The 13905-nt window shown below is 71.0% G+C and carries 13 protein-coding genes; 7 read left to right on the top strand and 6 right to left on the bottom strand.

The window, feature by feature from the left end; genetic code table 11:
- Positions 1 to 185: 185 nt before the first annotated feature.
- Both OG966_RS10430 and OG966_RS10425 read left to right on the top strand, forming a co-directional pair.
- Complete coding sequence (locus tag OG966_RS10430; protein ID WP_326649210.1) at positions 186 to 686, top strand: cupin domain-containing protein; 501 nt, start codon at positions 186 to 188, stop codon at positions 684 to 686.
- Positions 687 to 753: 67 nt separating this feature from the next.
- Positions 754 to 1392 carry a uridine kinase gene (locus tag OG966_RS10425; protein ID WP_326649209.1) on the top strand — a complete coding sequence of 213 codons (639 nt, stop codon included), beginning with the start codon at positions 754 to 756 and terminating at the stop codon, positions 1390 to 1392.
- 4 nt (positions 1393 to 1396) lie between these two features.
- Here the strand turns inward: OG966_RS10425 and OG966_RS10420 are convergent, their stop codons facing one another.
- The 6 genes from OG966_RS10420 to OG966_RS10395 form a co-directional block, all read right to left on the bottom strand.
- A complete protein-coding gene (locus OG966_RS10420) occupies positions 1397 to 2269 on the bottom strand; it encodes a carbohydrate kinase family protein (RefSeq protein ID WP_326655149.1) in 873 nt (290 codons plus the stop codon).
- A 116-nt stretch (positions 2270 to 2385) separates the two neighbouring features.
- Positions 2386 to 3294 (bottom strand): pseudouridine-5'-phosphate glycosidase, encoded by a 909-nt coding sequence (locus tag OG966_RS10415; protein WP_326649207.1) that lies wholly within the window; start codon positions 3292 to 3294, stop codon positions 2386 to 2388.
- Positions 3295 to 3331: 37 nt separating this feature from the next.
- Positions 3332 to 3598 (bottom strand): hypothetical protein, encoded by a 267-nt coding sequence (locus OG966_RS10410; protein ID WP_326649206.1) that lies wholly within the window; start codon positions 3596 to 3598, stop codon positions 3332 to 3334.
- Positions 3599 to 3801: 203 nt separating this feature from the next.
- Entirely contained in the window at positions 3802 to 5091 is a 1290-nt protein-coding gene (locus tag OG966_RS10405) for an MFS transporter (protein ID WP_326649205.1), read from the bottom strand.
- Entirely contained in the window at positions 5088 to 5744 is a 657-nt protein-coding gene (locus OG966_RS10400; protein ID WP_326649204.1) for a hypothetical protein, read from the bottom strand. Before OG966_RS10400 ends, OG966_RS10405 begins: the two co-directional genes overlap by 4 nt.
- Before the next feature lie 189 nt (positions 5745 to 5933).
- Positions 5934 to 6464, bottom strand: a complete 531-nt coding sequence (locus OG966_RS10395) for a methylated-DNA--[protein]-cysteine S-methyltransferase (protein WP_326649203.1) — start codon at positions 6462 to 6464, stop codon at positions 5934 to 5936.
- Positions 6465 to 6763: 299 nt separating this feature from the next.
- Between OG966_RS10395 and OG966_RS10390 the strand changes: the two genes are divergently transcribed.
- The 5 genes from OG966_RS10390 to OG966_RS10370 all read left to right on the top strand — a co-directional run bounded on the left by OG966_RS10390 (position 6764) and on the right by OG966_RS10370 (position 13870).
- Positions 6764 to 7651 carry an MHYT domain-containing protein gene (locus OG966_RS10390; RefSeq protein ID WP_326649202.1) on the top strand — a complete coding sequence of 296 codons (888 nt, stop codon included), beginning with the start codon at positions 6764 to 6766 and terminating at the stop codon, positions 7649 to 7651.
- 64 nt (positions 7652 to 7715) lie between these two features.
- Entirely contained in the window at positions 7716 to 9845 is a 2130-nt protein-coding gene (gene uvrB / locus OG966_RS10385) for an excinuclease ABC subunit UvrB (RefSeq protein ID WP_326649201.1), read from the top strand.
- Between the two features lie 131 nt (positions 9846 to 9976).
- Positions 9977 to 10555: a TerD family protein gene (locus OG966_RS10380; protein ID WP_326649200.1), complete on the top strand. Its 579-nt coding sequence runs from the start codon at positions 9977 to 9979 to the stop codon at positions 10553 to 10555.
- Positions 10556 to 10658: 103 nt separating this feature from the next.
- The gene (locus tag OG966_RS10375; protein ID WP_326649199.1) at positions 10659 to 12656 is read left to right on the top strand and encodes a TerD family protein; all 1998 of its coding nucleotides are present in this window, start codon (positions 10659 to 10661) and stop codon (positions 12654 to 12656) included.
- 224 nt (positions 12657 to 12880) lie between these two features.
- Entirely contained in the window at positions 12881 to 13870 is a 990-nt protein-coding gene (locus OG966_RS10370) for a TerC/Alx family metal homeostasis membrane protein (protein WP_326649198.1), read from the top strand.
- The last annotated feature ends 35 nt before the right edge of the window (positions 13871 to 13905 follow it).

Raw genomic sequence — 13905 nt, 5'->3', positions numbered from 1 at the left:
ACGGCAGGGACGGCAGGGACGGCAGGGACGGCCGATTCGGCCGACAGGGCTGATCGTGGTGTCGGGATCGTCAGCGTACGCGCCCGATCCGGCGCCCATCGGATACCTTGGGGCAGTTTTGGCGACGGTGTGGGCGGGTGTTCGCGAGGGAACGCCGGGGCCGCGCGGAGGAGTTGGAGGGTTCCATGGGGTTCAGAGGATTGCTGCCGCGGAACAGACGGCAGGGGCGTGCCCGCACTGCGATGGTCCTGGTCGGCTGTCTGGCGGCGCTCGCCACCGTGCCGTCCGCCGCGAACGCCACCCCCGGCAGCGGCGTCTCGGCGACGGTGCTCGCGCAGGGCGTGTCCCAGGGGACCCTGAAGCTGAAGGCCAAGGGCCGCACCGATGTGGTCGTACGGACGATCACCGTGGCGCCGGGCGGGTACACCGGCTGGCACACCCACGCCGGACAGCTCCTCGCCGTCGTCAAGTCCGGGACGCTGACGCGGACTCTCGACGACTGCTCCGTCGAGGTCAGCCCGGCCGGCACGGCCTTCATCGAGCCGTCCGGCAAGAACCACCGGCACATCGGGCGCAACCTCGGCAGCGAGCCGGTCGTGCTGTACGTGACGTATCTGCTGCCCGCGGGCAGCCCGCTGTCGGACGACGCGGACGCTCCGCCCTGCGCCGGTAAATCCGGTAAATAGGGGGTGGCCGGGCCGGCGGGCGGCTCCTGCGTGCCGCGCCGACACCCGGCAAGGCGATGATGAACGCGTGCGACTCGAAGCGATCACCTGGGATCGGCTGGCCGAGGCCCTCGTCGACCGGGTCATGGAGACCGGGGCCGAGGACGGCAGTCCGTGGCTGCGCGTCGGCATCGACGGGGCGCCCGCCTCCCCGGCAGGTGCGCTCGCGGAGCGGGTCGCCGAGGCGCTGCGGCTGCGCGGGCGGGGCGTGCTCGTGGTCGGGACGGGCGGGTTTCTGCGGCCCGCCTCGCTGCGGTACGAGTACGGGCGCGAGGATCCGGACACGTACTACAGCGGCTGGTTCGACACCGGGGCTCTGTGGCGGGAGGTCTTCGGGCCGCTGGAGGCGGGTGGCAGCGGGCGGGTGCTGCCCGATCTGTGGGATCCGGCGACCGATCGGGCGACCCGCAGCCCACATGTCGAACTTCCGCCCGGCGGCGTGCTGTTGCTGCATGGGCCGTTCCTTCTCGGGCACTGGTTCCCCTTCGATCTCTCCGTGCATCTGCGGCTGTCGTCCGCTGCACTCCGACGGCGTACGGAGGAGAGCGAGCGCTGGACACTGCCCGCGTTCGAGCGGTACGAGGACGAGGTGGGCCCGGGAGAGGCCGCCGATGTGCTCGTACGGGCCGACGATGCGAACCGTCCGGCGTGGGGCGGACTCGGCTGACGCGCTACGGCCGGCCGCCGATCACCGTCACCGCCTCCGCGCCGGCACGGCAGCCCTGCGCGGCGGCCTCGCGGGCCTCAGCCCCTGCCAGCCGGGCGGCGAGGAAGGCGCCGGTGAAGGCGTCGCCGGCGCCCGTGGAGTCCACCGCCTCGGCGGGGACCGGCGGGACGCGGGCCGTGACCCTGCCGGACTCCGCGACCAGCGCTCCCTCGGCACCGAGGGTGACGACGGTGAGCGGGACTCGGCGGCTCAGTACGGCGGCGGCGACGGCCGGGTCGGCGAGGCCGGTGAGCAGGCGGGCCTCGTCGGCGTTCGGGATGAGGACGTCCGCGCCGTCGACCGCTGCCAGCACGCGGTCCACGCCGAGTTCGGCGATGAAACCCGCCGAGGCGGGGTCCACGCTCACCGGTACGCCCCGGGCCCGCGCCGACTCAAGGGCAAGCAGAGCGAGTTGGCGACTGGTGTCGGCGAAGAGCAGATAGCCGGAGAGATGCAGATGGCCGACGCCGTCCAGCAGCGACGGCGACCAGTCGGTGGGGGATATCCGCAGTACCGCGCCGCTGTCGGTGAGGAACGTCCGCTCGGCGGTGCCGTCGACGAGGGCGATGACGGTGGCGGTCGGGGCCTCCTGGTCCGGGACGAGGAGAGGACGGACGCCCGCGTCCCGCAGCCGCTTCTCGTGCCAGCCCGCTTCGCCGTCGCCGACCCGCCCCAGCAGCCGGACGTCCGTGCAGCCCCAACGCGCCGCCCAGCAAGCCGCGTTGGCGCCCGCACCGCCCGGCAGGACACGGATCCGGGCCGCCGTGTCCGTCCCCCGGGCGAGCGGGGAGCGGTGGCGGGCCACCACATCCGTGACGACATCCCCGATGACGAGCAGCGCCCCTTTCGTCGTAGCGCCCCCGGCCGTCGTGTCCCTGGCTCTCGTGTCCCCGGCCGTCGTGTCCCCGGCCGTCGTGTCCGCGGTCAGGGCCTCCTCGGGCCCTGCCCCCTCGGTCACAGGGCCGCCGCGATCCTCGCCGACAGCCGCACATTGCCGCGCACCGCCGCCAGGTTGGCCTCCACCGAAGCCCCCTCGGTCTGCCGCATCAGATGGTCGAGAAGGAACGGGGTCACGGCCTGGCCGCTGATGCCCCGCTCCCGGCATTCGTCCAGCGCCTCGCCGAGCACCCGGTCGTGCAGCGCCGGATCCAGCTGCTCCCCCTCCGCCACCGGATTGGCGACGATCAGCGCCGACTCGGGGCCGCCGAGAGCCTCTTTCGCCCGGATCACTTCCGACACCTCTTCCGGAGTGCGGACCGTCCAGTCGACGGGCTCGCCGGACGAGGTCAGATAGAAGCCGGGGAAGCGGTCGGTGCCGTATCCGAGGATGCCGACGCCCAGCGTCTCCAGCCGCTGCAGCGTGGCCGGCACATCCAGGATCGACTTGACGCCCGCGCACACCACCGCGATCCGCGTCTGCGCCAGCAGCCGCAGGTCCGCCGACTCGTCCTGTGTCTCGGTCCACTCGCGATGTACACCGCCGAGCCCGCCGGTCGCGAAGACCCGGATACCGGCCCGCGCCGCCAGGAACGCCGTCGCCGAGACGGTTGTCGCCCCGCTGGCCCCGGCCGCCAGCGCGGGCGCGAGATCCCGATGGCCGAACTTTCGTACGTCGTCGTCCCGTGCGATCCGCTCCAACTGAACCTTGTTCAGTCCGATATGGGCCCGGCCGTCCAGTACGGCGACGGTGGCCGGAACGGCGCCCCCGAGCCGTACGAGCTCCTCCAGCTCCTCGGCGACGGCCAGATTGCGCGGACGCGGCAGTCCGTGCGCGATGATCGTCGACTCCAGGGCGACGACGGGGCGGCGCGCGGCGAGCGCTTCCCGCACTTCCTCGGACAGCACGAGTTCATGTGATGGCATGTCACCATCTCTGACACAGCGGCGGGTTGCGCAAACGTCAGCCGCACTTCGGCGGTTTCGGCAGCCGGTCCGCCCGTACCACCCGGATCACCGAGCGCGAGCCCGCCGCCTTCGTATCGCCCTCGCTGTGGGCGACGCCGGCGCACTGCCTCTGGCCTGGGCGTAGCCGTACTGCGGGGTAATGCGGGGGGTACGCCGCATAGCGGAGACCGAGGGCGTACGCGGCCTCCGGCGTACGCCAGGTGACCAACTCGCCGCCGATGCGCACCCGGTCGATTCCCTTGGCCGCGGCTGACCCGGTCACTCTCGCGACAGGCCCGAGCCGCCCGAGCCGCCCGAGGCCGCCGAGCCGTCCGAGGCCGCCGAGGCCGCCGAGCGGAAGTCGCGCAGCGGCGCGGCGCGCGCATCGCCGCGAGCGACACCGCCGACAGACGGGCGGCGGTGCCGGACGCCTCGGCCTCGCGCCAGGCGAGCGGCCCGGCCTCGGCTGCGGGTGCCCAAGCCTCCTCAGCGGCCCCCGTCGGCCGCCGGAACCGGCCGGCTGAGCGCCCTGCGCACCGCGAGCGCCGCCAGGGGCAGCAGCAGGCAGGCGCCGACCAGGTTCAGCCAGCCGTAGCTCGCCCGCGCGACGATCAGGCCGGCGGCCGCGCCGCCGATGCCCGCCGTTGTGCTCATGGCCAGATCGGAGAGGCCCTGCACAGCGGCGCGGGCGGGCTGCGGCACGGAGTCCGTGAGCAGCGTCGACCCGGACACCACGCCCGCCGACCATCCCAGACCGAGCAGAAAGAGACCGGCTGCGGTCTGCCCGTGGCTGGCTCCCGCCGTACCGGCCAGCAACGCGGCCGCGCAGAGGAGTCCCACGGCCAGCCCGATCACCGCAAGCCTGCCGATACGGTCGGCCAGCCAGCCCATCAGCGGCGAAAAGGCGTACATCCCCGCGATATGGCCGCTGATCACCAGGCCGATCAGCTGGATCCCCGCGCCGTGGTGGCTGAGGGCGACCGGAGTCATCGACATGATCGACACCATCGCGGTGTGCGATACGGCGACGGTGACGAGCGCGAGCCGGGCCATAGGAGACTCGCGCACGGCCCGCATCCCGGCCCGCAGCGAGCGTCCTTCGCGCGAGCGGTCGGCCGGGGACAGGGCGCGGGCGGTCAGCAGCGGATCGGGGCGCAGCAGGACGAAGACCATTACGGCGGAGACGAGGAACACCCCGGCAGCCCAGACGAACGGGCCCGCGGCGGCCGGAATGCCGATCCCGGAGACGCTGCGGCCAGCGGGGGCCGCGATATTGGGGCCGAGCACCGCACCGATCGTGGTCGCCCAGACGACATTGGAGATGGCCCGGCCGCGCCGCTCGGGCTCGGCCAGATCGGCGGCCGCGAAACGTGCCTGCAGATTTGCCGACGAACCGGCGCCGAACGCGGCCATGCCCAGAAGCAGCAGCGGAAAGTTCTCGATGACCGCGCCCAGTACGACCACCCCCGCGCCCAACGCCCCGATCACATAGGCGAGGACAAGCCCGGGCCGCCGTCCGCGTGCCGTCATCAGCGCGGCCAGCGGCATGGACAGCAGCGCGGTCCCGGCCACGGTGGCGGTGGGGGCGAGCCCGGACAGCGCCTCGGTCCCGCTCACCTGCTGCGCCAGTACGGCGGCCAGCGCGATACCGGTCGCGACGCCGAGCCCGCCGAGGATCTGGCTGGCGATGAGTACGGCGGTGATACGCCTGCGCAGCGCGGGCAGGTCGTCAGCCGAAACGGGGGAGAGAGCCGCGGCCTTGTCGATCGAGGTCACCGCGCGTACGCCGTTCCACCGCCGGCCGCGAGGGAGGCCGCGATCCTGATGTGGGCGGCGCGCCGCTCCGCGTCGGGCACCGGAGGCAGCACTTCCTCCCACAGTGGGAGGAGCGATCCGCGCAGCTGTGTCATCCCGGCGGGCCGGGCGATCAGCCAGAAGTGCAGATGGGCGGATCCGTCGCCCCAGCGGTTGATGTGCACCCGTGCGATGCCGCCGAGGGACAGCACCGCGCGCTCGGCACGCTGGAGGAGCGGACCGAGCTCCGCCGCACGCTCCGTCGGCAGGTCGGTGAAGTCGTGGTGGCCGCGCGGCCGCAGCATGACGACCGCCGGCAGCCGGTCCTGGTCCCCGACCGGGTCCAGCCGCCAGTGGTCGTCCGCCCAGAGCGACTCCTCCACCCCACAGGCGCAGGCACGGCACTCCCCGGGCCCGCCCTCGCCGCTGCGCGGAGGCTCGGGCAGCACCGGGGCCGTGAGCGCCTTGACCCGCAGCTCCCCCGTGAACGGGAACGTCTCCCAGGTGGTGAGTGAGTGGTCCCCGAGCGGCAGCGGCTCGCCGATCGGCAGCCGGGCGACGTACCTTCCGGGCTCGGAAGCGTCGGCGGCGTCAGGGGCGACGGATATGCCAGGTGCGTCTGGGCTGGTAGTCACTGACGCAGTGTGTCAGTCCGTACGCGCGTGCGAAACCGTGTCCGGGGTGCGCGGTCCCAGGAGCCGCCGGAGTGTCCGAGCGGCCGCCTGAACAGCCGGCGCAAGGGACTCTGGGGGCAGCAGTCCGCCTGGCCAGGCGCCGGTGAGCGGTGTCGGAGCGGAGGGTGGAGCCGCAATCGGGCACGGCGTTCAGAACAGCGGCTCGGGCAGCACCCCCTCCAGCGCCAGCAGCTTCCGCTTGGTCTCCAGGCCACCACCGAAGCCGCCGAGCCCGCCGTCCGTCTCCACCACCCGGTGGCAGGGGACCACCACCGGCAGTGGATTGGACCCCATCGCCGCGCCCACGGCCTGCGCGGCACCCGGCTGCCCCACGCGCGCGGCCAGATCGCCGTACCCGACGACCGTCCCGTACGGCACGCCGTCCGCCAGCTCCAGCAGTACCTGACGGTTGAACCCGCCGGACAGCGTCCAGTCCAGCGCTAGGCCGAACTCGCGCAGCCCGCCCGCGAAATACGCCGCCAGCTGACGTATCGGCTCGGCCAGCAGTCCTGTCGCGTCCTCGACCGGCTCGGCGCCCAGCCGCCCGGCCAGCCGCCCGAGCGCCTTGTCCCGCACGGCCGCGTCGGCATGGAAAACCACGCTCACCAGACCCTCGTCGGTCGCGGCGAGCAGCAGCGGCCCGATGTCCGTGCGAACGACGGTCCACTCGAAGCTCTTCATGCGGACCACCGTACGACCAGGCACTGACAACGCAGGTTCGGCCGGGCTCGGCCCACCTCCACGCTCGCGTCGGATCAAGGGACGGTCGGGGGGTGGCAGCAGTCGGCCGACGACGGACAGGCGAAGTGTGGACACAATGTGAACGTGACCGCCCAGAACGCTTCACGTGACAATTTCCCGTGCCGATAAGTCTCCGCTCAGATGTTTGCTTACGCTGGCGCCAGCCAGACTCTCGCCCCCGGACCAGACGTTGCGTCAGGGATCGCCGGGATCACACAAGGAGCGGAGGGCATACGGGCATGCAGGGCACTGTGGATGGATTCAGTTACGGCCTCGTCACACCCGTGGCGGCGTACGTCATGGCGTGCCTCGGCGGGGCCCTGGGCCTTCGCTGCACCATCAGGTCCGTCCAGAACCGACGCTCCTTCAAGCCGGGTTGGCTCGCACTCGGCGCGACCGCCATCGGCTCGGGCATCTGGACCATGCACTTCGTCGCGATGATGGGTTTCACCGTCGCGGGGGCGCCGATCGGCTACGACAGGCCGACCACCTTCGCCAGTCTCGCCGTCGCGATCGTCATGGTCGGCATCGGGATCTTCATCGTCGGCTACCGCGGCGCGAGCCCGATGGCTCTGGTCACCGGTGGCACGATCACCGGCCTCGGAGTGGCCAGCATGCACTACCTCGGTATGGCCGGCATGCGGCTCCAGGGACGCCTCGAGTACGACACCCCGACCGTCGCCCTCTCCGTGGTGATCGCGGTCGTGGCCGCCACCTCCGCCCTCTGGGCAGCCGTATCGATCCACGGCTTCATGGCGAGCCTGGGCGCCAGCCTGGTCATGGGCGTCGCGGTCAGCGGTATGCACTACACGGGGATGGCGGCGGTCAGCGTCCATCTGCACGGGGCGGCCGACTCCGCCGGCCGGGGCAGCTCGCCCGCCGCCCTGCTGGCGCCCATGCTGACCGGCCCGGTGGTCTTCCTGCTGCTCGCCGGAGTGGTGGTGATGTTCGACCCGCTGCTGGTGATGGGCGAGCCGCACTGGCGGCTCCCCGAGGCGGGGCAGGCCGCGCGCCCCGGCGTGCCCGCCCAGCGGAAGCCGTCGCACGGGCAGCCCGCCTGGGCTGCCGACCGGTCCCCGCGCCGCGCGGCCCAGCGCCAGGAAGCACCCCCCGCCACCGACTGGTGAACGGGTGACGTGAGCCACCGCGGATTCTCGGCCGGTTGTCAGTGGTGAGTCGTACGGTGGATCCATGCGGCCCGTTTCCAAGATCGAACGTACGGTGGCGCCTTTCGAGGTCATCAGCTCCTACCAGCCCAGCGGCGACCAGCCGACGGCCATCACCGACCTGGAGCGGCGTATCCGCGCAGGCGAGAAGGATGTCGTCCTGCTCGGCGCGACCGGCACCGGAAAGTCGGCGACGACCGCCTGGATGATCGAGAAGCTTCAGCGCCCGACGCTGGTGATGGCGCCGAACAAGACCCTGGCCGCCCAGCTGGCGAACGAGTTCCGCGAGCTCCTGCCGAACAACGCCGTCGAGTACTTCGTCTCGTACTACGACTACTACCAGCCCGAGGCGTACGTCCCGCAGTCGGACACCTATATCGAGAAGGACTCCTCGATCAACGAGGAGGTCGAGCGGCTGCGCCACTCCGCGACGAACTCCCTGCTCACCCGGCGCGATGTGGTCGTGGTCGCCTCCGTCTCCTGCATCTACGGCCTCGGCACCCCCCAGGAGTATGTCGACCGGATGGTGCCGCTCAAGGTCGGCGAGGAGATCGACCGCGACGAGCTGCTGCGCCGATTCGTCGGCATTCAGTACACACGCAACGACGTGGCGTTCGCACGCGGCACCTTCCGGGTCCGCGGCGACACCATCGAGATCTTCCCGGTCTACGAGGAGCTCGCCGTCCGCATCGAGATGTTCGGTGACGAGATCGAGGCCCTCTCCACCCTCCACCCGCTCACCGGCGAGATCATCAGCGAGGACCAGTCGCTGTACGTCTTCCCGGCCAGCCACTATGTCGCGGGCCCCGAGCGCATGGAGAAGGCGGTCAACGGCATCGAGAAGGAGCTCGAGGAGCGCCTGGCCGAGCTGGACAAGCAGGGCAAGCTGCTGGAGTCCCAGCGGCTGCGCATGCGCACCACGTACGACATCGAGATGCTGCGTCAGATCGGCTCCTGCTCCGGCGTCGAGAACTACTCCATGCACTTCGACGACCGCGAGCCCGGCACCGCGCCCAACACCCTCCTCGACTACTTCCCCGAGGACTTCCTGCTCGTCATCGACGAGTCGCATGTGACCGTGCCGCAGATCGGCGCGATGTACGAGGGTGACGCCTCCCGCAAGCGGACCCTCGTCGACCACGGCTTCCGGCTGCCGTCCGCGCTCGACAACCGGCCGCTGAAGTGGGAGGAGTTCCAGCAGCGGGTAGGTCAGACCGTCTACCTCTCCGCCACTCCCGGCAAGTACGAGCTCTCGCGCGGCGACGGCTTCGTGGAGCAGATCATCCGTCCCACCGGGCTCGTCGACCCGGAGGTCGTCGTCAAGCCCACCGAGGGCCAGATCGACGACCTGGTGCACGAGATCCGCGAGCGCACCGAGAAGGACGAGCGTGTCCTGGTCACCACGCTCACCAAGAAGATGGCGGAGGACCTCACCGACTATTTCCTCGAACTGGGCATCCAGGTCCGTTATCTGCACAGCGATGTCGACACCCTGCGCCGGGTCGAGCTGCTGCGCGAACTGCGAGCCGGTGAGTACGACGTTCTGGTCGGCATCAACCTCCTGCGTGAGGGCCTCGACCTGCCCGAGGTGTCGCTGGTGGCGATCCTCGACGCCGACAAGGAGGGCTTCCTGCGCTCCGGGACCTCGCTGATCCAGACCATCGGCCGCGCGGCGCGCAATGTCTCCGGACAGGTCCATATGTACGCGGACAAGATCACCGCGGCGATGGAGAAGGCCATCGAGGAGACCAACCGCCGCCGGGAGAAGCAGATCGCGTACAACACCGAGCGCGGTATCGACCCGCAGCCGCTCCGGAAGAAGATCAACGACATCGTCGCGACCATCGCGCGCGAGGAGGTCGACACCGAGGAGCTGCTCGGCTCCGGCTACCGGCAGGGGAAGGCCGACAAGCCCGGCAAGGGAGCAAAGGCCCCGGTCCCGGCGCTCAGCGGCAAGGCGAGCAAGGCCGGCAAGAAGGGCGAGGTGCTCACCGACCGTCCCGCGGCCGAACTGGCCGGGATCATCGAGGAGATGACCGACCGGATGCGGGCCGCGGCAGCGGACCTGCAGTTCGAGGTCGCTGCGCGGTTGCGCGACGAGGTGGGCGAGTTGAAGAAGGAACTGCGGCAGATGAAGGAGGCGGGACTCGCCTGAGCCCCGCACACGTGTGTGTTTCAAGACCGACACAAAATCGAGCCAACTGTGCTGTGCGTCCGGCGCCACTGCGTAGGGTGCAGGGCAACCGCACATGGGGGCGGCTGCAATTCGGGAGAAGGGGACAGCGCGTGACGGTCAACATGACCAAGGGTCAGGCCATCAGCCTGCAGAAGAGCGACGGGGGCACCCTCACTGCGGTGCGGATGGGGCTCGGCTGGCAGGCAGCTCCGCGCCGCGGTCTGTTCGGCTCGCGCACCCGGGAGATCGACCTGGACGCCTCGGCGGTGCTGTTCGCCGACAAGCAGCCGGTGGACGTGGTCTTCTTCCGCCACCTCGTCAGCGACGACGGCTCGGTCAAGCACACCGGCGACAACCTGGTCGGCGGAGCGGGCTCGGGCGGCGACGACGAGGCGATCCTCGTCGACCTGCAGCGGGTGCCGGTCCACATCGACCAGATCGTCTTCACGGTGAACTCCTTCACCGGCCAGACGTTCCAGGAAGTGCAGAACGCCTTCTGTCGCATCGTCGACGAGACCAACGGCCAGGAGCTCGCCCGCTACACGCTGGCCGGCGGCGGCCAGTACACCGCGCAGATCATGGCGAAGGTGCACCGGGTGGGCGGTGGCTGGCAGATGACGGCTCTCGGCACCCCTGCCAACGGCCGTACCTTCCAGGACCTGATGCCTGCGATCCTGCCGCACCTGTAGGGACGGCTCGTACGCAAGACGCAGCTCCCGGAGGCACCAGGCCGCCGGGAGCTGCACCCATTACCACCACCGAACACCGCACAGCATTGAGGGGACAGAGGCGATGACGGCCGAGCTGGTCCGGGGGCAGAACCACCCCTTGCCCGACACCTGCCTGGAGATACGGGTGTCCGCCGGCCATCCGGTCGTGGCCTGCACCACCTGCGCCGACGAGCGGGGGACGGTACGGGACGAGTGGATCGCGCACCCCGGAGCGCCGACGCTGCCCGGGGTCGAGGTGTCCCCGCAGGCCACCGAAGCACCCCGGTTCACCATCGACCTGGAGGCAGTGCCTGTTGCGGTGCACCAGGTGAACGTGCTGCTCGCGCTACCCGAAACCGGTGGTGGCCCGGCTCTCTTCGGCGCCACCGCGGCTCCCTTCGTGGCGGTCGTCGGCCGGGACGGCACCGAGCTGGCCAGCTTCACCATCACCGGCCTCGACGCCGAGAACGCGCTCGTCGCGGTCGAGCTGTACCGCCGCCAGGGCGCCTGGAAGGTGCGCGCCGTCGGCCAGGGATACGCGGGCGGGCTCGCGGAGCTGCTGGCCGACCAGGGGCTGCCGAAGGCCCGCGAGACGGCCGCAGGTATCCAGCAGACGGCGGCGCCGCGCGCACCCCGGGCCGAACCGGCGCAGCTGCGTACGCGTGGCGCGGACGGTGTGTTCACCACGCCGTCCACGCCGGCCATGCCGCGGCCGGACCCCGGCCCCGCGGCCGGACCGGACGCCACACTTCCCGACGGTCCCCCCGGTCCCGGCCCCGGTCGCCAGCTCGGCGCACCGGGCGGACCCGTGAGTCCGCAGCAGACGCCCACGCCCGATCTTGCGCCGGGTCCCGGCGGGCCCATCGACTACGCGCACCCGCGCCGCCAGTCCGCCGCACCCCCGCCGCCGCCCCCGACCGCACCGCCCGCCCAGCCGGGTCGGCCGGCTCAGCCCGTCGCGGGCGACGCCACCGGCTGGTCCATGGAGGAACGGCTCTACAACCAGATCTGGGGCATGTTCGAGGATCTGGCCCGCAGCGCGGCCGCGTACCGCAGCGCCGTCGACTTCGCCGAGTCCCGGATGGACAAGGAGCTCGACACGGCCCTGTCCGACCCGCGCAGCCGTATCGGCGGCGCCGGGGACGCCGCCCGCGAGGCGGCCCGCACCAAGTACGAGCAGCTGACCGACCAGGCCCGCCAGGTCCTCGACCGGGACCTGGCCCAGCTCGCCGCCGAGTCCGACGTCGTCGAGCCGGCCCTGCCGCCCGCCTTCGCCCGCTGGGACAACCCCGCCTGGCACGCGTACCGCGTCCCCATGGAGATCCCGATGGCGCTGCGCGTCGGCGATCTCCATCTGCCCGAGAGCCCGGATCTGCGCATCCCGCTCCTGGTGCGGCTGCCGCTGGAGCGCGGGCTGTGGGTGGACAGCGGTCGCTCGGGCTCGGAGGCCGCGATGGAGCTGGACGAGGCGCAGCTGCGCAAGCTCGCCCTGGACTCTGCGGTGGCGCACGCCGCCCGACTGCTCGCGGTCTATCCCCCGGGCGAGTTCACGGTCCATGTCATCGACCCGGCGGGCACGGCGGCTGCCTCACTCGCTCCGCTGGTCGGCTCCGGGGCCCTCGCCGGGCCGCCGGCGGCCGGTGCCCAGGGCGTGAGCGCCGTACTCGCCAAGCTCACCCAGCGCGTGGACCTGGTGACGATGGCGGTGCGCGGCGGCGCGGCAGACTCGCTCCCGCCCGATCTGGACACCGCGGAACAGCTGCTGATCGTCAATGACTTCCCGCACGGCTTCGACGACCGCGCGGTCACCCAGCTGCGCTATCTCGCCGACGAGGGTCCGGCGGTCGGCGTCCATCTGCTGATGGTCGCGGACCGCGAGGACGCGAGCGCGTACGGCCCGGTGCTCGACCCCCTCTGGCGCTCGCTGCTGCGCATCACTCCGGTCCCCGACGACCATCTGGCCGACCCCTGGGTCGGGCATGCCTGGACGTACGAGCCGTTGCTGGTGCCACCGGGCAGCGGGGTGCTGCGGCAGGTACTGGATCAGGTGACCGAAGCCCGTCGCTCCTGGCGCCGCTGACCTGCGAACTTGGCATCCGCTTTACTGAAACCTTTACCTCCCTTTGGTCTTTCCTGTACTCTTCTTTGCGCGGAGGGGAGTACTCCCGACTCGCGGCGTTCCCGTCAGTACGGACCGGCATCGGTCCCGGGGCGTCGGCCCGTTCTGCGGCAGCGGCCGCTCGGGTGGAGGAGACCTCCGGCAGCGACGACGCTGATCAGTAGCCGTACGACGCCGGAGGCGCAGTGGACGTTTCATGGACCCTTTGGGCGCTCACCATTCTTGGTCTGAGCGCTCTGATCGCCATCGACTTCTTCATCGGGCGCAAGCCCCATGACGTGTCTGTCAAGGAAGCCGGAATCTGGACCGTCGTCTGGATCGTCCTCGCCGCACTCTTCGGGCTCGGTCTGCTGATATTCGGCAACAGCCAGGCGTCGGGCGAGTTCTTCGCGGGCTTCATCACCGAGAAGTCGCTCAGCGTCGACAATCTCTTCGTCTTCGTCCTGATCATGGCGAAGTTCTCGGTACCGTCCCACCTCCAGCAGCGGGTGCTGCTGGTAGGCGTGCTGATCGCTCTCGTCCTGCGCGCGATATTCATCGCCGCCGGCGCCGCGATCATCGCCAGCTTCTCCTGGGTCTTCTTCATCTTCGGCGCGTTCCTGATCTACACCGCCTGGAAGCTCATCCAGGAGGCGCGCTCCGACGACGAGGAGGACGAGTTCGAGGAGAACCGGCTCCTCAAGTCCATCGAGAAGCGCTTCGGTGTCGCCGACAGGTACCACGGCACCAAGCTCTTCATCCGGGCGAACGGCAAGCGCGTCCTGACCCCGCTGATGATCGTCATGCTCGCCATCGGCACCACCGATGTGCTCTTCGCGCTGGACTCCATCCCCGCGATCTTCGGCCTGACCCAGGACCCGTACATCGTCTTCACCGCCAACGCCTTCGCCCTCATGGGGCTGCGGCAGCTGTACTTCCTCATCGGCGGACTGCTCACGAAGCTGGTCCACCTCAGCTACGGCCTGTCGGTCATCCTCGGCTTCATCGGAGTCAAGCTGGTCCTGCACGCCCTGCATGAGAGCGGCGTGCAGGTCCCGGAGATCTCGATTCCGTTCTCGCTCGCGGTCATCTGCGGCGTGCTGGTCATCACCACCATCACCAGCCTGATCGCCTCCAGGAAGAAGGCCGAGCGGGAAGCGGCCGAGGCGGCCCAGAAGGCAGGCGTCGAAGTCTGACGGGGGGCGTATGGCGGCCTCTGCTTGCGCTGAAG

The sequence above is a fragment of the Streptomyces sp. NBC_01750 genome, assembly GCF_035918095.1.
Taxonomy (GTDB): domain Bacteria; phylum Actinomycetota; class Actinomycetes; order Streptomycetales; family Streptomycetaceae; genus Streptomyces.
This window is presented reverse-complemented; position numbering and strand designations above follow the sequence as displayed.